The following is a 19,165-nucleotide window of genomic DNA, read 5'->3' as shown; positions in this document are numbered from 1 at the left end:
GAACAGCGTCCATGCTCTCGTCCTCCAACCACCGTCGATTCCGCCTGGCCCAGCTCGCGACCGCGATCGGTGCCGTGGTCCTTGCCACGTCAACGCAGGCGGCCGGCCTCGCGCCGGGCGAGCTGCCCAGCCTGCAGCAGCAGCGCGAACGCATGCCGGCCGAATTCCGCGAGCACCTGTTTGGCAACCCGCTCACCGTGCGCGTGGAGCTGGATGGGCAGTATCTGGGTGACGCCGAGGTTCTGCTGCACGAAGACAACCGGGTGCAGGTGATCGGCTTTGGCGACAGCCACGAAAGCCGGTTGGCACAGACCGAGCGTGCCCGTTGGGGCGAGCAACTCGCTGAACCGATGGCGCTGGGCGTATGCAGGCATCAGTGCCGGGGCATGGCAGCGCTGCACTACAGTCTGTCCAACTCGCTGCTGAGTGTACTGACGCCTGCCGGCGCGCAGAAGGAGGGGCGCCACATCGCCTTGCCGGACGCGGGCAGCCGGGGGCTGATCGTGCGCAACAGTCTTGCCGTGCACGGCGGCCAGGAACAGCAGGCCACCGTACGCTACAGCGCTGAACTGCGCGGCAGTGCCGGCCACTGGAGCACGGTTGGCAGCTACCAGTACTACGCCCAGCCCGGCAGCAGCGAGCACTACCTCAGTGCCCTGTATGCCCAGCGCGAACTGGGCGATCATTTCGTTCGCGCCGGCTACTTCCTGCCCACCTTCGAGGGCATTGTGCGCCAGCCCCGGGCACCGGGTACGCAGAACGATACGGCGCTGGGCCTGATGTTCGGATCCTCGGACGTACTCCTGGCCGATACGCGAAGCCCCAGTGTCTATCCCGTCTATGTCACGGCCAGCGGCGAAGGCGTGGTGGAGATCTATCGCGACGGGAACCTGCTGTCCACGCAGGCCGTCAAGCCCGGCATCCAGGAAATCGATACGCGCCGGCTACCCGGCGGGATCTACGATGTGGAACTGCGGGTGGTCCAGGACGGTCGAGAAGCGTCCCGCGAAAGCGCCTCCATCCACAAGCCCAGCCGCTGGCAGGATCCCAGCCGGCGGTGGCGCTACAGCGCGTTCGCAGGGCAGCAGCGCGGGTTGCTGGCCAGCGCCGGAAGCGCCCGCGAGGGCGGCGCCGCGGCCGGTGCCGTGGTCAATTACCTGTTGCATTCCCGTGCGGTGGCCGGGGCCACCGTGCAGCGGATCGGCGCGCGGCATGCGGCGGGTGTGTCGATGGACTGGCAGGCCAGTGACCGCTTCAGCACCTACACCAATGTCTATACCTCCAGCGACGCCGGGCGCGGCGTGGACCTGCAGGGCCTGTACCGCTATCGTGCCGGCTCGGTGGTGGCCAACCATGCGCGCGGTTGGGTGGAGCAGCGCGAGCGCGTCGTGGCGGACGCGAGCAGCGCCCCACGCTGGGAGACCCGCGGCGGCTGGCAGGACACCACGGCCATCTCGATCACGCATCGTTTCGGGCACCGCGACACTGCCAGCCTGCGCGTGGCCCGCAGTTCGGGCTTCACCCGCGGGACCGGCATCGATGTCTCGTACGGGCGCCGGGAGACGGTGTTCGGCAAGCATGATGTCAACTGGCGCGTTTCCGCCTATGACCGCCCCGGCGCCCGCTACACGGGCTACCGGCGGCAACGCGGGATCGACCTGACGGTGAGTGTGTCACTGGGCAGCGATCGACGCAGCTACAGCGGCAGCCTCGGCAGCCGCACCGGCGATGCCGGTCGCCGCGATACCTATGTGACCGCGACCGCCACCCAGCGCATGGACGGAGCCGTACTGCAGAGCGTGAATGGCACAGTCACCGCCGAGCGGGGCGGGCTGGGCGCGGGCGCGGGTGCCTCGCTGCAGAGCACGTTTGTGGAAGGTGACATGCAGGTCTATCGCGGCGCGGAATCGGGCCGCATCAGCGGCACCGCCAACCTCGACAGCACTGTGGTCATTGGCGGCGGGCGCGCCGCTGTGCTGGGGCAGGGGCGCGGCAGAAGCGCTGACACCGGGCTGATTGTCGATGTCCGCAGCGATTATCCCGATCTTGCCCTGCGTGCGGACGACAGCCACGGTGGCGGCGTGGCGCTGCGCCCGGGCCGCAACTTCGTTCCGGTGGCCGCGTATCGCGCAGGCCACGTGCAGTTCGACTTCCAGGGGCGGCATGCGCCGTCGGCAACGCTGCAGCCATCGGTCGTCAGCTATCACCTCAACAAGGGCGGCGTGATGCATGCCACGCTGGACGTGCTGCGCACCTTCACCGTCATGGGCCAGGTACTGGATGCAGACGGCAACGGTGTGCGCGGCGTGCAGGTGATCAACCACGCCGGCCGCAGCGTCAGCCAGGAGGACGGCTTCTTTACCCTGGAACTGAGCGCCCGTGCGCCGGTGGTGGAGTTGCGCTACCCCAACCTGGTCAGCTGCACGCTGACGATGGAGGAGGGGCGCTACCCCAGGGAAGGGGATGTGTTGATGGTGGGGGCGACGGGATGCCCGCCGTCGATCGCGAGAACCGAGGAGCATGCGAAATGAGAATCCGCTCACTGATGGCAGCGCTGCGAGGCGCAGGGCTGGTCGTGATTGGGCTTGGCGCGGCCGCAAGTGCATGTGCGGCAGAAGTGCTGGTCACGGCAGAGTTTGCCCCGTCAGCCCTGGACCCGGGCCGGATGGTCTTCCGGAATACAACGCCGCGCGGCAGCTACTGCTCGTGGCGGCCGGAGTTCTGTGCGGATGATGGCGCCTACTCCGTCGATGTTCCACTGCAGTGGAGTAAAACCTACGAGCACAATGGTGATGTTCGTAAGCGCTTTTATCTTGGATTGCCCGCTCCCCGGACCGTCATGCTACGTAACACCGTCACGGGTACTGAAGCTGAAGTGCGAATCACGATAGCCACCGTCAGCGGTCATGTGACGCCCGGAGGTGGATCCAATCCCGTATTCACACGATCAGTGCGTGGAGGGTGCAGCTACGTTCATACGGCTGGCGCCGGATCATTTGTCAGGTTTGGATGGATCGTCCGCAATCCAGAGATGCCGGTGCCGTGCAACTCGCAGGGGGATACAGCGCTTTCACAGCCGGCCGACTATGCGATGTCCTGGTTCGGTCTGGGTCTTCTCATCACGGCACCTTCGCCCCTGTCTCTGATCGACGGTATCTATGAAGGCGAGTTGACCTACACTGCGGGGGGTGCGGGCAGGGACATTGACTTTGGTGATGACGTCACGACCGAACCGATCACGTTGAAGTTCCGCTTCACGGTGTCCCACCAGTTCCAGGTACGTTTCCCAAGTGATAATCCGCAGGTGCACTTGGCGCCGGAGGCAGGTTGGGCGCAGTGGACCGATCAGGGCCGTGCCCCGACACGCCTCTATCAGGAGCTGCCATTCCATCTGACCAGCTCAACGGACTTCAGCATGAAGCTGCGCTGTGAGCACGACGCGGGCAATCGCTGCGGCATTCGTAATCAGACGCTTGGGCAGGTTGTACCGGTGGATGTGGACGTCACCTTGCCCGGCATGCGCAATCTGCGCGATGGGCGCCCGGCGCAGGACACACCGCTGTTACCCGACGACGCACAGGCGCCGCGCTTCACGCCGGATGGCTATCTGATGCAGCGGCGGTCGACCTTGCGGTTCACCGCAGGACGGGCCGCCGTAACAGAGATGCTGAAGGCGCCAGGCTCGCATTGGGAAGGCAACATGACCGTGGTGTTTGACGCCAACCCGTAGTCGCACGCAGGAGTGTGTTGCGGGGGTGCCGGCCAGCGGCCGGCACTACCCCAGGCGTTCAGAACCGGTCGGCAAAGGCATCCGTCGCCCGCACCAGCGCATCGACCGTGGCCGGCTCGTTGGCGCTGTGGCCGGAGGTCACCATCTCCAGGCGCGCTTCCGGCCAGGCCTTGGCCAGGTCCCAGGCGCTGCGCGGCGGGCAGATGATGTCGTAGCGCCCCTGCACGATCACGCCGGGCAGGTGGCGGATGCGATCGATGTTGCGCAGCAGCTGGTCCGGCTCCAGGAAGATGCCGTTGCGGAAGTAGTGCGCTTCAATACGGGCCTTCGCCAGCGTATCCAGCGGATCATCGGTGGATTCGGCATCCACGTCGTGCTGCAGGGTGGCCGCATTGTCTTCCCAGCCCAACCAGGCCTGCGCGGCTTCGATACGGGTTGCTTGATCCGGGCCATCCATGCGCGCCCAGTAGGCCGCGATCATGTCGCCACGCTCGGCTTCCGGGATATAAGCCTCGTAGCGGTCCCAGCGCTCCGGGAAGATCCAGCGCGCACCGCCATCGGCCTCGGCGAACCAGCGGTTCTCGATCTCACGACCGAGGAACACGCCACGCACGATCAGGCCGGTGGCGCGTTCCGGATGCGCCTGCGCGTAGGCCAGCGACAGCGTGGAGCCCCAGGAGCCGCCATAGACCAGCCAGCGCTCGATGCCCAGGTGCTCACGCACCTTTTCGATGTCCGCCACCAGGTCCTGCGTGGTGTTGTCGCGCAGCTCGCCGAACGGCGTGGAACGGCCGCTGCCGCGCTGGTCGATCAGCACGATGCGGTAGCGCGCCGGGTCGAAGAAGCGCCGATGGGTCGGCGAGATACCGGCGCCCGGGCCACCGTGCAGGTACACCACCGGAATGCCCTCCGGCGTGCCGCACTCTTCGATATGCAGCGTGTGCAGATCGCTCACCGGCAGGGCGAATTCGCGGTAGGGCTCGATGGCCGGGTACAGGGTGCGCATGGCGGGTGTCTCACAAGCAGGGGCGGCCAGCATAGCGCCGCCATCTACGGCTTGCAGTGGCGGGCTCCTGCGCGGCGCTGGAAATGCGCTGGCCGATGCGCATAAGCTTCCGCGATGCAAGCGACCACGACCGGGACGTCCACGTTCAACCTCAGCCTCGGCAGCGGCGCGCGCGAGCTGTTGAAGTGGATCGCGCTGCTGGCCATGACCGGCGACCACGTGGCCAAGGTGGTCTTCGGGGGCTACGTGCCGGTGGTCAGCGAACTGGGGCGTATCGCCTTCCCGCTGTTCGCGCTGGTGATGGCCTGCAACCTGGCCCAGCCGGGCGCCGACCTACGCAAATCGTGCGCCGGCTCGCGCTATGGGGGCTGATCGCGCAGCCGTTGCACGCACTTGCGTTCGGTTCCTGGCTGCCGCTCAACATCCTGCTCGCCTTCACCCTGGCGGTGGTGGCCGTGCATGCGCTTGCGAACAATCGGCCTGTGCTGCTGTTGCTGGCTGCCGGCGTGCTGCCGATGTTCGTGGACTACCAGTGGGCCGGCGTTGGCGCCGTGCTGCTGGCTTGGATCGCGTTCCGGCATCGGGCGTGGTGGCCGCTGCTGGTCGCGCTTGCGGCGGTGTGCTGGGCCAACCACAACGGCTGGGCGGTGCTGGCCGTTCCGGTGGTGCTGCTGGCCGCGCGGGTGCCGTGGCAGCTGCCGCGCTGGCGCTGGCTGTTCTACGGCTACTACGTGGGGCATCTGGCGGTGCTGGCGTTGATTGCCCATCTGCTTGTGTAATGTCGGAACTGGCGTGTCGCGCGTCTTGAAAGCCGGATGCGGTCAAGGAACGCGTGGTGCCGATGCGGGTGGGGAACGCCGCCGTTGGCGTGGCGCAAGTTGTTGAATCTTCGGCTCGATTGTCGATATGCGACAATGCTGCCACTGCGTGAACGTTGCTGTCTTGGCACTTGGGTTGTTGGCGCCTGCCACCCCGTTGTGCACATGATGGGGTGCCACCGAAAAAGGGTGGCCGGGGCCTGGAAACCCCGTTGAGTAAGTGCTGTTTACGCTTGCCAGCCGGCGTCGCCTTGCGCGGCGTCGGCTGGCATTCCGTTCGCGTTCCATGGCGGGCGGTGCGTGGAGGTGGGCGCAAGCCCACCGCCCGGGTATAGCACTGACTCACGGGATTTCCAGCCACGCACCGTCCGCCGCCTTGATTGTTAAGGGTGGTGGTCCCGCATGCCTTGCACGGAGACCTGCCATGAACGCATCGGAGTTCCCCCATCAGCACGCCCCGGCCAATGCCGATGAAGGCCACGACATCCCGCCCGATCCCAACAACCTGACGGCCCTGCTGCATCGCATCGGGTTGGGCGCGGCTGCCGACGGCCAGCCCTGGCCCGAGCGCCATCAGCTGCCGGGCCGGTGCCTGGCGTTGGCCGACGCCGACGGTGCACTGGCCGGGCTGCGTATCGTGCAGGAGATCCTGCTGGCGGCCGAACGCGCCCGCCAGAATGGCGGCCCGGAACAGTACGTGGGCGATCGCGTAATGGAAGGGCTGAAGCTGGCGGCATTGGCGTTGACCAGCCACGCCATCTATCGCCTGCATCCGGAATGACACGTAGATCCACGCCATGCGTGGATGCCGTTCGCGGATTGCCCGACGTCCTGTAGAGCCGAGCCTATGCTCGGCTCAGCGGACGAAACGGAGCCGAGCATGGCTCGGCTCTACAGGGGTTCCACGCCAGCTTAGAAATCCATCGTTGCCGACACCAGCACCGTCCTCGGTGCACCCAGCGCCAGGCTCGACAACAACGGCATGCCCCAATACGACTTGTTGGTCACGTTGTTCACGCTGGCCCGCAGCGCAAGCGATCGACCCGCCACGGTGGTGCTGTAGCGCGCCCCCACGTCGAACAACGTACGCCCCGGCACCGACAGGCTATTGTCGGCACTGATGTACTGCCTCGACATCGCCGTGGCATTGCCGGTCAGGGTCAGGCCCTGCAAGGTCGGCACATCCCATTCCACGCCCAGCTTGGCCTGCCGCTGCGCCACGGCGGTGGCGATGCGTCCTTCATTCACGCCACCGGCCGTGCGGGTCAGCTTCGGCTGCACATAGGCCGCTCCACCGAGCAGGCGCACGCCGTCCATTGGTGCGCCGAAGAAGCCCCATTCCACGCCCCGGTTACGTTGCTCGCCGCCAAACGAGAAGATATTCGTGACCGGGTCGGTGTAGCTGTTCGGTCGCTTGATCTCGTACACGCTGAAGGTGTGCGCGAAGCTGCCCAGGTCCAGCTTCAGGCCCAGCTCCTTCTGCCTGGTGCGGAACGGTGCGAACACATCGCCGGCATTGGCGGCGGTCATCGGCGCGGTGGCGCCCTGGCTGAGGCCTTCGATGTAGTTGGTGTAGAGGGAGATCGCGTCGGTGGCTTTCACCAGCAGGGCCGCTGCCGGCGTGGTGGCGCTCTCGTCGTAGCGCGAGGTGCGTGCACCCGTGGACACGTTGAAGGTCTCGCTGACCACCTGCTGGCGGCGCACGCCCAGCGTCAGCTGCACGCGGTCATCGGCGAAGGCGAGGGTGTCGGCGAAGCCGAGGCTGTCCAGCGTCAGCTCGGTATGCGAGATGTGCGGTGCCACGAACGGCGCCGCCGGGCCCCACACTGGGTTGTACAGATTGGTGGTCCAGTCCCAGCCGGGTACGCTGCGCCGGCCGTAGTCGTTCTGGGTGTGCTGGTAGTGGGTCACGTTGGCGGCCCACTGGTGGCCGACGTTGCCGGTGTGGAAGGAACCGCGCAGGCCGGCATCTGCGGACTGCTTCCTGATGTCGAAGGCGAGCTGGCCGATCACCGTGGTGAAGTTGCCGGCTGGATTGAGGATCTGCGCGCTGATCGAACCGTTGTAGCGGTAGTCGGTCCTGCTGGTGCCGTACGCGAGGTAGGCCATCAGGCTATCGTTGACATCCAGTTCTCCGCGCACCATCGCGCCCTTGTCCTGGCTGTCCACGTAGGCCCAATCCGGGTTGATCAGCGTATCGCCGCGTGGCGGGCGCGGAATGGCCACGCCCGGTGCCAGGCCGACGCCACGCGCCGGGCCGTCAACGCGGTCGTCGGCGCTGTACAGATCGGCCGACAGCCGCATACGTTCGCCGCGCCAGTCCAGTGCCAGCGAACCGAGCTGTACCTTCTTGCGCTGCTTGCCGACGGCGCCGTCACCATCACGGTAGGCACCGTTGAAGCGGATGCCGAACTGCCTGTCGGCGCCGAGGCGACGGCCCATATCCACGTGAGTGCCGAACTGCGCATCGGAGGCGAAGTTGGCACTGACCCGCAGCAGCGGTTGCTCGCTTGCGCGCTTGGGCACCAGGTTGACGCTGCCACCGACCGAGCCGCCCGGCGGCATGCCGTTGAGCAGCGCAGACGGTCCCTTCAGCACCTCGATGCGCTCGAACATTTCCGGCGAGGTGCGGTAGTAGGGCGCCATGCCGCTGAGGCCATTGAAGGTGGTGTCGCTGGTGTTGGAGGCAAAGCCGCGGATCGCGTAGTTCTCGCTCCAGGCACCGGTGACGCCGTTGCTGAACACCGTGGGGTCGGTGGCGGCAATGACGTCGGTCAGGTCCTTGGCCTGGCGATCGCGGATGAAGGACTCGGTGTAGCTGACCGTATTGAACGGCGTGTCCATGAAATCCTTGTCGCCGAGCAGGCCGACGCGGCTGCCGGCAGCCACTTGCCCGCCCGCATAGTCTGCAGTGACCCGGCGTTGTTCCTGCACCTGTACCGACGGAAGGGTGGACGGCGCGGCGTCGGCCAGCGCGGCGAACGAGGCCAGCAGCCCCAGCGCGAGGGCGGACACCCGGTAGCGCCGGACCATGCCCGGCGAATACATCAGGCCGGAGGATGCGGCGGCAGCGCGATGCTGTGCAGAAGTGAAGTTGAAAACGGTCATGCCAGAGTCCTGTGAATCGCAGGCGCGAGCGCGCCTGGCGCGCTGCCGACGGCAAGCACGGGGAAAGGGCGCAGCGCAGGGTTGTTGGCTGGGTGGGGACCTGGCGGGAGGTGAGCCATGGGCTCGGTTACGGGTGCGCGGCGGACGCATTCCGAATTAGTTGAGTAAAGTAAACTAAATCAATCGAAGCGGACAAGAGGGTCCCTTTGCTGGCACCCTCAGCAGGGTATGGACGCGCACCGTAAGAGCAGGCACCGTATGAGCACGCACCCCGATCCAACGGCGCCGACCCGTGGCCGCCCGCCCACCATCACCCCGGAGCGTCTGGCCGACATCGGCATCCGCCTGGGCCTGCCCAACCTGACCATGGCCAACGTGGCCGCCGAACTGGCGGTGACCCAGGCAGCGCTGTACAAGCGCGTGGCCAACCTGGAGGCGTTGAAGCGCCTGGTGGCGGAGGCGGTGTTCCAGCGCTGGCAGATTCCGCGCGCGTCGGTCGACGCACCGGGTGGGCTGGAGGCCTATCTGATGGGGTTCGTGGAGTCGCTGTGCGAAGTGGTGAAGGCGCATCCCGGGCTACCGCCCTACCTGCTGCGGCGCACGGTGGCGACCGCGCCGATGCTGGAAAAGATCGCCTCGCACCAGGCGCACGTGGCCGAGGTGTTCGGCCTGCCGGTGGACAAGGCGCGCTGGCTGCTGGCCACGATCGCGTTCTACTGCATCGCCGGCGCCGACACCATCTACGCGATTGCGGACGACGAGGAGGGGCAGGTGATCACCGAGTTCAAGCAGGGCATGCGGGCCCTGGTGATCGGTTCGCTGGAGGTATCGCGGCTTCGGTAGATGCACGCCGTGCGTGGATGATCGCGGCCGTTCACCATGACGCCAGCCAGGCGTGGCCTGGCTCTACTGGACGGATCGCGTAGTGTCGAGAATACAATGCGGCCATGCCTGCCACGCCCACTCTCGATGACCTTCGCCGCTACGCGGTGGCGCGCACCCTGTTCAAGCCGACCACGCTGCTGACCGCGATCCGGCGCCTGGGCTTCGTGCAGGCCGACCCGATCCGCGCACCCGCTCGCGCGCAGGACCTGACCCTGCGCCACCGGGTGAAGGGCTACCGCGCGGGCGATCTTGAGCGCCGCTACACGCGTCTGCCGGTGGAAGAGGATTGCCTGGTGAACTACGGCTTCCTGCCGCGCGAGCATCTGGCGCTGATGCACCCACGGGTTTCCAAGCGCGAGTGGGATGCCGAGACCCATCGCCGTGCGGCCGACGTGCTGGCCTTTGTGCGCGAGCGTGGCAGCGTGCACCCGCGCGAGGTCGACCAGGCATTCGCGCATGGGCGGGTGACCAACTACTGGGGCGGCACCAGCAACGCCAGCACGCATCTGCTGGATGGCATGCACTACCGCGGGATGCTGCGGGTGCAACGGCGCGACAGCGGTACGCGCATCTACGCGGTGGCCGAGCATGCCGAGCCCGATTCCAGCGAACAGGCGCAGATCGAACGTGCTGCCGCCCTGATCGATCTGGTGGTGCGCAAGTACGCGCCGCTGCCCTCGGCCAGCCTGACCTATCTGGTGCGCCTGCTGGGCTATGGCGCGCCGCACCTGGCCGAGCAGACCCGCAGGGCATTGGCGTTGGCCAAGCAGCAGTTGGCCAGCTGCACGCTGGAGGGCACCACCTGGTACTGGCCGGCGGACGAGAATCCGCGCTCGCGCCGCCATGCACCGGATGAGCAGGTGCGCCTGCTGGCGCCGTTCGACCCGGTGGTGTGGGACCGCCGCCGTTTCGAGTTGCTGTGGGATTGGGTGTACAAGTTCGAGGCCTACACGCCTGCACCGAAGCGCCAGTATGGCTACTACGCACTGCCGGTGTTGTGGCATGAGCAGGTGGTGGGCTGGGCCAACCTGAGCATGCGCGAAGGTGAGTTGGTGTCGAACGTGGGCTATGCCGGCAAGTCGCTGGTCCGCGACAAGGTATTTCGTGGCGCGCTGGACGACGAGCTGCAGCGCATGGCGGAGTTCCTGTAGCGCCAAGCGGCGCATGGGTATCTATCGATCCCGGTAGCCGCCAACCTTGGTTGGCGCTGGCTTCCGTCGGTGCCCACCAAGGTGGGCAGCTACCAGAGCAACACCGCTCAGGCATGGTAGCCGCCAACCTTGGTTGGCGCTGGCTTCCATCGATGCCCACCAAGGTGGGCAGCTACCAGAGCAAGACCGCTCAGGCCCGGTAGCCGCCAACCTTGGTTGCGCTGGCTTCCATCGGTGCCCACCAAGGTGGGCAGCTACCAGAGCAACACTGCTCAGGCCCGGTAGCCGCCAACCTTGGTTGCGCTGGCTTCCATCGGTGCCCACCAAGGTGGGCAGCTACCAGAGCAACACTGCTCAGGCCCGGTAGCCGCCCATCTTGGTTGGCGCTGGCTTCCATCGGTGCCCACCAAGGTGGGCAGCTACCAGAGCAACACCGCTCAGGCCCGGTAGCCGCCAACCTTGGTTGGCGCTGGCTCCCGTCGGTGCGCGCCGAGGTGGGCAGCTACCCGAGGTGGGCATCTACCAGAGCAACACCGCTCAGGCCCGGTAGCCGCCCATCTTGGTTGGCGCTGGCTTCCATCGGTGCCCACCAAGGTGGGCAGCTACCAGAGCAACACCGCTCAGGCCCGGTAGCCGCCCATCTTGGTTGGCGCTGGCTTCCATCGGTGCCCACCAGGGTGGGCAGCTACCAGAGCAACACCGCTCAGGCCCGGTAGCCGCCAACCTTGGTTGGCGCTGGCTTCCGTCGGTGCCCACCAGGGTGGGCAGCTACCAGGGCAACACCGCTCAGGCCCGGTAGCCGCCAACCTTGGTTGGCGCTGCTCTCGTCGGTGCCCACCAAGGTGGGCAGCGACCGGTCAAGCGGCGCCCTTGTGGTCCGCATCGTCCATGCCGGGGCTGACGCGGCGGCCGATATCCTTCAGCCGCGCAAGCTGATCCACCATTGACGGCGCATCGTCCAGGCTGCCGACGAAGGTCCACAGGTAGGTCATCACCGCGTAGACGTGGCCCGGTGTAACGCCTTCACTGGTGGCAAGGCGACCGATGGTCAGCGCGAACAATGCCGCGGCAGCCAGGCCGATCACCACATAGGCGCCGGCTTCGCGGTCGGACAGCAGGATGCGCAGGCGCGACAGCGTGGTGTAGTGGCGGCGCAGCACCGAGGGGCTGACCCGGTCGACCAGCCGGATTTCGTGTTCTAGGCGGTTGTTCAGTCGGCCGTGCAACTGCTCGTTGCGGCGTGCGAACGAGGGCAGCACCAGCAGGGCGCCGAGCAGGGTGGCCAGGCCAGCGGCACCGACCATCGGCTCGATCGCCAGCAGCATGGCCACGGCACCGAACATCGATGCCAGCGCGGTGGCGATGATCGGCACGTGCTTTTCAAAGAAGTCGACGAACTCGCGGGCCAGCACCACGCGTGCCGCCGAAGTGGACGTCGCCTGGCCCAACCGGCGCTGCGCCTGCACCACGCTCACTGCCAGATCGGCATAGATGCGGGTGAAGGTGCGCGTATCCACCGCCCGACGTGCGGCACCCACCAGCCAGAACAGCAGTACCACGCCGGCATAGGAGATGGCATGGCTGATGTTGCCGCTGAGGATCGCGTCTACCGCGAAGCCTGCGAACAACGGATAGGCCAGCAGCAGGGTGTTCTCCAGCGCCACCAGCGAGAACGTGCCGGTCAGCTGCCAGGGGTAGGTGCGCAGGATGGCCTTGAGCGTGGCGGCCGCATTCTGCTGGCCGATGCTGCCGGCAGCGGCCGCTGGATCGTGGGGGTGTTCCATGGGATGCCTGGGGGGTTCGGGGACAGGGCAGGGGACGGATGCCTGCCATCTGCCGGGTCGCGCCCAGTATCTGCAGCCCTTTGGAGCGGGCATGGAGGGATGATGGAGATTGCGTGGAGAAATCGGCGGCGTTCAGCCACGCGCGTGGTGCCCACCAAGGTGGGCCGCTACCAGGGCAGCGTCTACCGCCTCAACGGCGCACGTGCACCGGCCAGCGGATCTCGAACGAACTGCCGCCACGCTCGGTAGCGCGACACTGCGCCGTTCCGTGATGGGCCACGGCAATCGCACGCACGACCGCCAGGCCGAGACCTGAGCCCCCGCTCTGCCGCGAGCGCGACACATCGGTGCGCTGGAAGGCTTCGAAAATGCTGTCGCGCAGGTCGTTCGGCACGCCCGGGCCACCATCTTCCACGGCCACCGCGCAGTGCCCCTCAGCGAGGGTGACGCGCACCCGCAGCGGGCAGGGGATGGCATGGCGACGGGCGTTCTCCAGCAATGCCAGCACCGCCTGGCGGATGCGGGCCGGATCGCAGTCCGCCAGCGACGGCCGCGCGTCCAGGCTCACCGAGAAGCCACTTTCGGTCAGCGCCTCGGACATCGCCTCCACCACCGCCGCCACCTGCACGCTGACGTCGCTGCGTTGCAGGCGCAGATCCAGGTGGCCACTCTCGGCCAGGCTGACCACGCGCAGGTCCTCGATGATGCGGGTCAGTCCCTCCAGCTGGGTGAGCATGCTGTTGAACTGCTCGGGGCCCGGCTCGAATACACCTTCGGCGATGCCTTGCAGGCGGCCACGCAGGATGGTCATCGGCGTGCGCAGTTCGTGTGCGATGGCCGCGTTCCAGAACACGCGGTTCTCGGACATCCGGCTGAGCCGCTCGGCCATGGAATTGAAGTCGTTGACCAGCGTGGCGGCCTCGGCCATCGAGGTGTCGCCGCCGCGCGCGCGCGCCTCCAGGTCACCGCTGGCCACGCGACGCAGGCTTGCGGCCACCGAATTCAACGGGGTGATGATGCGCCGGGTCAGGCGAGACGCGATCAGGGTGGCCAACGCCACCACCACGGTGGCGGTCAGGCCGATCCACAGCCACTCCAGCCCGGAGGGCATCATGGACTTCGGCTCGTCATACCAGCGCGGATAGAACACCTCCAGCAGGTAGTAGAACAGGTAGAAGCCGCTGATCGACAGCACCGTCGAACACAGCGAGGCCACGGTGATCGACAGGCTGATCTGGCGGCCGATGCTCTTGCCTTTCGCAGTCATCATTCAGTCCAGGAAGCGGTAGCCGACGCCACGGATGGTGGCGGGAATGCCGATCACGCCGACATCCTCGAGCTTGCGCCGCAGCTTGCTGACATGGCTGTCGACGGTGCGCTCCTGCGCATCGCCCTCGGGCAGGCAGGCGTGCAGCAGGTCTACCCGCGCATGCACCTGGCGCGGCGCGCGCGCCATGTGCACCAACAGCCGGAATTCGGTGAGGGTGAAGTTCAGTGCGTGCACCTGTTCGCCGTTGCGGACCGTCACTTCGTGGCTGCGCAGGTCGATCTCGAACGGGCCCTGGCGGATCAGCCCGGTGGGTTCTTCGGCCACGCTGCGGGCACTGCGGCGCAGCACGGCCTGGATGCGTGCAACGATCTCAGCGGGATTGAATGGTTTGGCCACGTAGTCGTCAGCGCCCACGCGCAGGCCGGTCAGCTTGTCCACGTCCTGGTCGAGCGCGGTGAGCATGATCACCGGCGTGTTGCCGCGACGCCGCAGTTCGCTCAGCACCTGCCAGCCATCCAGCTTGGGCATCTGCACATCCAGCAGCACCAGGTCCGGGCGCAGCTGGCGGTGGCTGGCAAGCGCCGCCTCGCCGTCGGCGGCGCGTGCGCTGCGCAGGCCCGAACGGGCCAGGTAGGCACCGAGGATGTCCGCGATCTCGCTCTCATCTTCGGCAATCAGCACCAAGGGGGGCTGTCGGTTACGGGGTTCGTATTTCATGGCGTACGGCGGGTTCGAGGCCAGGGCGGGCAGGGGCCGGATCAGGGGCAGGGTCATCGTCGGCGTTCCCTGGCCTGCGCCTCTTCGTTGGCCGCCCAGGCCAGCGTGGCCAGCACCAGCGTGCGCTGCAGGCTGGGGTCCACCGAACCCGCGCCGCGCAGCTGCTGCAGCGTCAGGGTAGACACCGCGGCAGGCAGCGCGTTCCAGCGCGAGGCCATGGGGGTGGCGTTCACCCGGGCCTGCAGCCGCGAGGCCATGCCCACAATGGCGCGCAGGCGCACTGCCAGCAGGGCGGCGACCACGGCGGTGACGGGCGCAAGCAGCAGATGCAGGTTGACGTTGGCGGCCGGAGGTGTTGCCGACCAGAACGCCAGGCCGATCAAGGCCAGCGATGCGAGCGACCCGGAGCGGCGGGTGCGTCCGGGCCCGTCACTGCGGAACCCCAGCAGGGCGGCGGCCCCGAAGCCGGCCAGCAACGGCAGTCGCGGATACGGTGCGACCCACATCCATGTGCTGGTCGATGCCAGCACCAGTGCGATCAACCACGGCGAAGGCGCACACCACGCCAGGTAGGCACGGCGCACATCGAGGGGTGGCAGGTCCGGGTAGGAAAGGGGCACGGCAGGCTGGCAGTCGGCGAGGCCGCCGAGGCTAGCGACCGTTGATGGAGACTTGGTCGAGATTGTGTCGAGATTGCGTGGAGCCGCGCCATGGATTCAGCGGCCGACGCGGTGCCTGAACGGCGGTCGCGTCTCCATCCAATCTCCACAGCCGCTCCAAGAAACATCCACCTGGGGCTTCCAGACTGCGGCCCTGGCGGTCGCACCGGGCGACTGCACGCACCCCCGGAAGTTTCGATGAACAACCGCAGGACCTGGATCATTGCCGCAACGCTGGCCGTTCTTGCCGGCGGCGGTTGCTGGTGGGCGTTTGCCGATGGCGAGGATGCCGCGTTGATCACCGCACCGGCAAGGGTCGCCGGTCTGGAAAAGACCGTGCAGGCGGTCGGCCGGGTCAATCCGAAAGAACTGGTGGCCGTGGGCGCGCAGGTCTCCGGGCAGGTCACGCGCCTGCATGTGGTGCTGGGCCAGCACGTGCAGGCCGGCGACCTGATTGCCGAAGTGGATTCACAACCGCAGCGCATTGCCCTGCGCAGTGCCGAAGCCGCCGCCAACGCGCTGCGTGCGCAACATGCGGCCAGCCAGGCGCGCTACCGCCAGGCCCTTCGCACGTACGATCGCCAATCGCAGCTGGTGGCGTCGCGGTTGGTCTCGCAGGAAGGCTTCGAAGCGGCACGTGTGGCGCGCGATGCGGCGCGCGCGGATGCCGCTGCGTTGCAGGCGCAGATCGACCAGGCGGTGACCCAGGTGGAAACCGCCCGCATCAACCTGGGCTACACCCGTATCGTGTCGCCGTCCGAGGGCTACATCGTGGCCATCGTCACCAAGGCGGGGCAGACGCTGAACTCGATGCAGACCACGCCGACCATCGTGATGCTGGCACAGATGGACACGATGACGGTGCGCGCCGAGATCGCCGAGGCTGACGTGGAACTGATCGCACCCGGCCAACCGTTGTGGTTCTCGACGCTGGGACCGAGCGGGCGCCGCTATGAATCGCACCTGCAGCAGCTTGAGCCAGCGCCGTCGTCGATTGCCGACGCGTCCAGCGGCAACAGCGGCGGATCGGCGCAGACGCCGAAAGCGGTGTACTACGCGGGGCTGTTCGACGTGGCCAATCCGGGCTTGATGCTGAAGCCTTCGATGACGGTGAAAGTGACGATCCAGCTGGCACGCGTGGCCAATGCACTGCAGGTGCCGCTGACCGCCCTGGGCGAGTCCGACGACAAGAACGGCAACGGCGCAACCGTGCGGGTAGTCGATGCGAAAGGCCGCGCCCACGAGCGCGCTGTGACTACCGGCCTGCGCACCGCCACCGCGATGCAGATCCTCTCTGGCCTGGAAGCGGGCGAGAACGTGGTGGTCGGCCAGGCGCCCAGCGGTGGCGATGCCGAACCCACCAGCCTGCTGGGGATGTGAGCATGGCCGACGCACTGCTGGAATTGAAGGGCGTATCGCGCGCCTATCGCTCGGCCGCCGGCGAGGTGGTGGTGCTGAAGGAGGTCTCGTTGCGCATCGATGCCGGCGAGTTCATCGCCATCATCGGCCCCTCGGGTTCGGGCAAGTCCACGCTGATGAACATCCTGGGCTGCCTGGATCGGCCGACCGAAGGCAGCTACCGCGTGGAGGGGGCTGCGACCGAGCAGATGTCGCCTGACCAGCTGGCGCGCCTGCGCCGCGAGCACTTCGGCTTCATCTTCCAGCGCTACAACCTGATGGAGAACCTCAGTGCCACCGAGAACGTGGCCTTGCCCGCCGTCTATGCCGGGGTGGAGGCCGATGCGCGCACCACGCGTGCCCGCCTGCTGCTGGAAACGCTCGGCCTGGGCGAGCGGACCGCGAACCGGCCCAGCCAGTTGTCCGGCGGCCAGCAGCAGCGCGTCTCCATCGCACGCTCGCTGATGAACGGCGGCGCGATCGTGCTGGCCGATGAGCCGACCGGCGCGCTGGATCATGCCAGTGGCAGGCAGGTGATGGCGGAGCTCAAGCGCCTGCATGCGCAGGGCCATACCGTGATCCTGGTCACCCACGATGCGGCGATTGCTGCCCACGCGTCACGGGTGATCGAGATCGCCGATGGGCGTGTGGTGGCGGATCGCCAGGAGCGCGGCCCTTCGGTGCGGCAGGGTGCGGACGCACCGGGGCGCACACCCACGGCGGCTACCGAGCGGCGCGCCCGCATCGATGCCGTGCGCGAGGCGACGCGCATGGCAGTGCGCTCGATGCTGGCCCATCGCCTGCGCACCCTGCTGACCATGCTCGGCATCATCATCGGCGTGGCCGCGGTGGTGACCGTGGTTGCGCTGGGCAAAGGCGCGCAGGCGCAGGTCGAGGCGCAGATAAACGAGCTGGGCGCCAGCACGCTGGAGATCTTCCCGGGCGCCGATTTCGGTGACCCGCGCTCGGCGGAGATCGAAACGCTGGTGGTAGGCGATGCCGATCACCTGGCCGCCCTGAGTTACGTGGACAGTGTCAGCCCCAACCTCAGCGGTTCGGTAGCAGCACTGCAGGGCGGCCGACGAGCCAATACGCAGGTGCTGGGCGCCGGTGCCGATCTGCCGCGCGTGCGCGGGCTGCGCCTGAGGGCCGGCCGGTTTTTCACTGATGCCGAGGTGGAGGCGCATCGGGCAGTGGGCGTGGTCGACCAGAAGGCAGCGAAGGCACTGTTCACTGGCAACCCCGTCGGCAGCACGGTGCTGCTGGGCGGCATGCCGGTCGAGGTGATCGGCGTGGTGGGTGCCAATGCATTCGCCGGTGGGGCCACGCCAACCGTCTACGTTCCCTATACGTCGGCTGCCTCCCGGCTGCTGGGCAGCCAGCGCCTGGAGAGCATCACCGTGCGCGTACGCGACAACGTACCCACCAACGCCGCCGAGGCCTCGCTGGGCGCCGAGCTGGAGCGCCTGCATGGTCGTCGCGATTTCTTCATCTACAACTCGGACCAGATCCGCAAGGCGGTGATGAAATCCAGCCAGACCATGGCGGCGCTGGTCTCGGCGATTGCGGCGGTGGCGCTGGTGGTCGGTGGCGTGGGCGTGATGAACATCATGCTGGTGTCGGTGAAGGAGCGCGTGCGCGAAATCGGTGTGCGGCTGGCAGTGGGGGCCCGGCAGGGCGACATCCTGCGCCAGTTCCTGATCGAGGCGGTGCTGATCTGCCTGTCCGGTGGCGTGCTGGGCGTACTGCTGGCCTTCGCCGTAGGGGCGCTGTCCAGCCTGCTGTCGCTGGGGGTGCCGTTCCTGTTCACGCCAGGGCCGGTGCTCGCCGCGCTGGCATGTTCGTCGGCAATCGGGCTGGGTTTCGGCTACTTCCCGGCCCGCAATGCCGCACAGCTGGACCCGATCCAGGCATTGGCGGCGGAGTAGGGTCGCCCGCAGTGGCACCTGTTGAGCCGAGCCCACGCTCGGCTGCGCTCCGTTCGGCCGCGACGCACCCTGCGCTGCGCGCAGCGAGCCGAGCATGGGCTCGGCTCTACAGCGACTCAGCGCACCTTGCCCTTTATCGGCAGGCTGCCCGGCAGCTGCGAATAGCCGCTGTCACCCCAGTGCCGGGTGATGCGCTGGAAGAACAACGAGTTCGGCACGCGCAGCAGGCAACCGCGCGCGCCTTCGCCACGGTCACTCAGCGTGGTGTAGATCAGGTTGATGTCCACCACCTGGCCGCACAGGCCCGGCTTGTCCACGCTTTCCAGCACTTCGATTGTGTCGTTGATGCGGAACGGGCGCGTAGCCACGATCAGGAACGAACAGAACAGGTTGGACAACACGCTCCATGCGGCGAAGAACGCCACCGCACCGACCGCCATGAACCCGGTCAGCGCGGTCCACAGCACCGAGCGCGAAACGCCCAGCCGCTCCAGTATCAGCAGCGCGGCCGCCAGATACAGCAGCAATGCACCTCCGCGGCGCAGGCCCACATGAAGCTCTGGAGCCAGCCTGCCGCGCTGCCGGGCCTGCACGAGCAGCCACGCCAGTGCACGCACCATCAGCCAGGCCACCCCGAGAATGACCAGCACCTCGGCCACCGGTACCACCACCAGCAGCCAATCCGCGATCCAGGCAGGCAGTCCGGCCATG

14 protein-coding genes and 1 pseudogene are annotated in these 19,165 nt (G+C 67.3%); 8 read left to right on the top strand and 7 right to left on the bottom strand.

The features are described from left to right. The first annotated feature begins 11 nt into the window (after positions 1-11). Positions 12-2,531, top strand: coding sequence for a TcfC E-set like domain-containing protein (locus ACT6SE_RS11015; protein WP_046430836.1), 2,520 nt, complete (start codon positions 12-14; stop codon positions 2,529-2,531). Then, positions 2,528-3,730 carry a hypothetical protein gene (locus ACT6SE_RS11010; protein WP_141098651.1) on the top strand — a complete coding sequence of 401 codons (1,203 nt, stop codon included), beginning with the start codon at positions 2,528-2,530 and terminating at the stop codon, positions 3,728-3,730. Before ACT6SE_RS11015 ends, ACT6SE_RS11010 begins: the two co-directional genes overlap by 4 nt. Positions 3,731-3,788: 58 nt before the next feature. Here the strand turns inward: ACT6SE_RS11010 and pip are convergent, their stop codons facing one another. Then, positions 3,789-4,736, bottom strand: a complete 948-nt coding sequence (pip, locus tag ACT6SE_RS11005) for a prolyl aminopeptidase (protein WP_046430834.1) — start codon at positions 4,734-4,736, stop codon at positions 3,789-3,791. Between the two features lie 114 nt (positions 4,737-4,850). Here pip and ACT6SE_RS11000 point away from each other — a divergent pair. Next, positions 4,851-5,515, top strand: a pseudogene (locus tag ACT6SE_RS11000) (TraX family protein). A 463-nt stretch (positions 5,516-5,978) separates the two neighbouring features. Then, the gene (locus ACT6SE_RS10995) at positions 5,979-6,335 is read left to right on the top strand and encodes a hypothetical protein (protein WP_014647285.1); all 357 of its coding nucleotides are present in this window, start codon (positions 5,979-5,981) and stop codon (positions 6,333-6,335) included. Positions 6,336-6,466: 131 nt separating this feature from the next. Here the strand turns inward: ACT6SE_RS10995 and ACT6SE_RS10990 are convergent, their stop codons facing one another. Then, complete coding sequence (locus ACT6SE_RS10990) at positions 6,467-8,662, bottom strand: TonB-dependent receptor (protein WP_046430832.1); 2,196 nt, start codon at positions 8,660-8,662, stop codon at positions 6,467-6,469. Positions 8,663-8,920: 258 nt separating this feature from the next. On the opposite strand from ACT6SE_RS10990, the gene ACT6SE_RS10985 reads away from it, so the two are divergent. Together ACT6SE_RS10985 and ACT6SE_RS10980 are read left to right on the top strand one after the other, a co-directional pair. Next, the gene (locus tag ACT6SE_RS10985; protein WP_014647283.1) at positions 8,921-9,505 is read left to right on the top strand and encodes a TetR/AcrR family transcriptional regulator; all 585 of its coding nucleotides are present in this window, start codon (positions 8,921-8,923) and stop codon (positions 9,503-9,505) included. Positions 9,506-9,609: 104 nt separating this feature from the next. Beyond that, positions 9,610-10,698 carry a DNA glycosylase AlkZ-like family protein gene (locus ACT6SE_RS10980; RefSeq protein ID WP_046430830.1) on the top strand — a complete coding sequence of 363 codons (1,089 nt, stop codon included), beginning with the start codon at positions 9,610-9,612 and terminating at the stop codon, positions 10,696-10,698. An 857-nt stretch (positions 10,699-11,555) separates the two neighbouring features. Here the strand turns inward: ACT6SE_RS10980 and ACT6SE_RS10975 are convergent. From ACT6SE_RS10975 to ACT6SE_RS10960, 4 genes are all read right to left on the bottom strand, one after another. Further along, complete coding sequence (locus tag ACT6SE_RS10975; protein WP_046430829.1) at positions 11,556-12,482, bottom strand: ABC transporter six-transmembrane domain-containing protein; 927 nt, start codon at positions 12,480-12,482, stop codon at positions 11,556-11,558. Between the two features lie 190 nt (positions 12,483-12,672). Next, a complete protein-coding gene (locus ACT6SE_RS10970) occupies positions 12,673-13,749 on the bottom strand; it encodes an ATP-binding protein (RefSeq protein WP_046430905.1) in 1,077 nt (358 codons plus the stop codon). 3 nt (positions 13,750-13,752) lie between these two features. Then, a complete protein-coding gene (locus tag ACT6SE_RS10965) occupies positions 13,753-14,469 on the bottom strand; it encodes a response regulator (protein WP_046430903.1) in 717 nt (238 codons plus the stop codon). Positions 14,470-14,522: 53 nt separating this feature from the next. Next, positions 14,523-15,089 (bottom strand): hypothetical protein, encoded by a 567-nt coding sequence (locus ACT6SE_RS10960; RefSeq protein ID WP_172412191.1) that lies wholly within the window; start codon positions 15,087-15,089, stop codon positions 14,523-14,525. A gap of 237 nt (positions 15,090-15,326) precedes the next feature. Between ACT6SE_RS10960 and ACT6SE_RS10955 the strand changes: the two genes are divergently transcribed. Together ACT6SE_RS10955 and ACT6SE_RS10950 are read left to right on the top strand one after the other, a co-directional pair. Further along, on the top strand, positions 15,327-16,508 hold the full coding sequence (locus ACT6SE_RS10955; protein WP_444811157.1) for an efflux RND transporter periplasmic adaptor subunit: 1,182 nt from the start codon (positions 15,327-15,329) through the stop codon (positions 16,506-16,508). A gap of 2 nt (positions 16,509-16,510) precedes the next feature. After that, the gene (locus tag ACT6SE_RS10950) at positions 16,511-18,454 is read left to right on the top strand and encodes a MacB family efflux pump subunit (RefSeq protein ID WP_046430826.1); all 1,944 of its coding nucleotides are present in this window, start codon (positions 16,511-16,513) and stop codon (positions 18,452-18,454) included. 116 nt (positions 18,455-18,570) lie between these two features. Here the strand turns inward: ACT6SE_RS10950 and ACT6SE_RS10945 are convergent, their stop codons facing one another. Beyond that, complete coding sequence (locus ACT6SE_RS10945; protein WP_014647275.1) at positions 18,571-19,164, bottom strand: mechanosensitive ion channel domain-containing protein; 594 nt, start codon at positions 19,162-19,164, stop codon at positions 18,571-18,573. Position 19,165 lies beyond the last annotated feature (1 nt).

Source organism: Stenotrophomonas sp. LC732, assembly GCF_052446685.1.
GTDB lineage: Bacteria > Pseudomonadota > Gammaproteobacteria > Xanthomonadales > Xanthomonadaceae > Stenotrophomonas > Stenotrophomonas muris.
This window is presented reverse-complemented; position numbering and strand designations above follow the sequence as displayed.

Coding starts and splice junctions, on each gene's coding strand:
- ACT6SE_RS11015 (WP_046430836.1), top strand. CDS start 12: ATGCTCTCGTCCTCCAACCACCGTCGATTCCGCCTGGCCCAGCTCGCG.
- ACT6SE_RS11010 (WP_141098651.1), top strand. CDS start 2,528: ATGAGAATCCGCTCACTGATGGCAGCGCTGCGAGGCGCAGGGCTGGTC.
- pip (WP_046430834.1), bottom strand. CDS start 4,736: ATGCGCACCCTGTACCCGGCCATCGAGCCCTACCGCGAATTCGCCCTG.
- ACT6SE_RS10995 (WP_014647285.1), top strand. CDS start 5,979: ATGAACGCATCGGAGTTCCCCCATCAGCACGCCCCGGCCAATGCCGAT.
- ACT6SE_RS10990 (WP_046430832.1), bottom strand. CDS start 8,662: ATGACCGTTTTCAACTTCACTTCTGCACAGCATCGCGCTGCCGCCGCA.
- ACT6SE_RS10985 (WP_014647283.1), top strand. CDS start 8,921: ATGAGCACGCACCCCGATCCAACGGCGCCGACCCGTGGCCGCCCGCCC.
- ACT6SE_RS10980 (WP_046430830.1), top strand. CDS start 9,610: ATGCCTGCCACGCCCACTCTCGATGACCTTCGCCGCTACGCGGTGGCG.
- ACT6SE_RS10975 (WP_046430829.1), bottom strand. CDS start 12,482: ATGGAACACCCCCACGATCCAGCGGCCGCTGCCGGCAGCATCGGCCAG.
- ACT6SE_RS10970 (WP_046430905.1), bottom strand. CDS start 13,749: ATGACTGCGAAAGGCAAGAGCATCGGCCGCCAGATCAGCCTGTCGATC.
- ACT6SE_RS10965 (WP_046430903.1), bottom strand. CDS start 14,469: ATGAAATACGAACCCCGTAACCGACAGCCCCCCTTGGTGCTGATTGCC.
- ACT6SE_RS10955 (WP_444811157.1), top strand. CDS start 15,327: ATGAACAACCGCAGGACCTGGATCATTGCCGCAACGCTGGCCGTTCTT.
- ACT6SE_RS10950 (WP_046430826.1), top strand. CDS start 16,511: ATGGCCGACGCACTGCTGGAATTGAAGGGCGTATCGCGCGCCTATCGC.
- ACT6SE_RS10945 (WP_014647275.1), bottom strand. CDS start 19,164: ATGGCCGGACTGCCTGCCTGGATCGCGGATTGGCTGCTGGTGGTGGTA.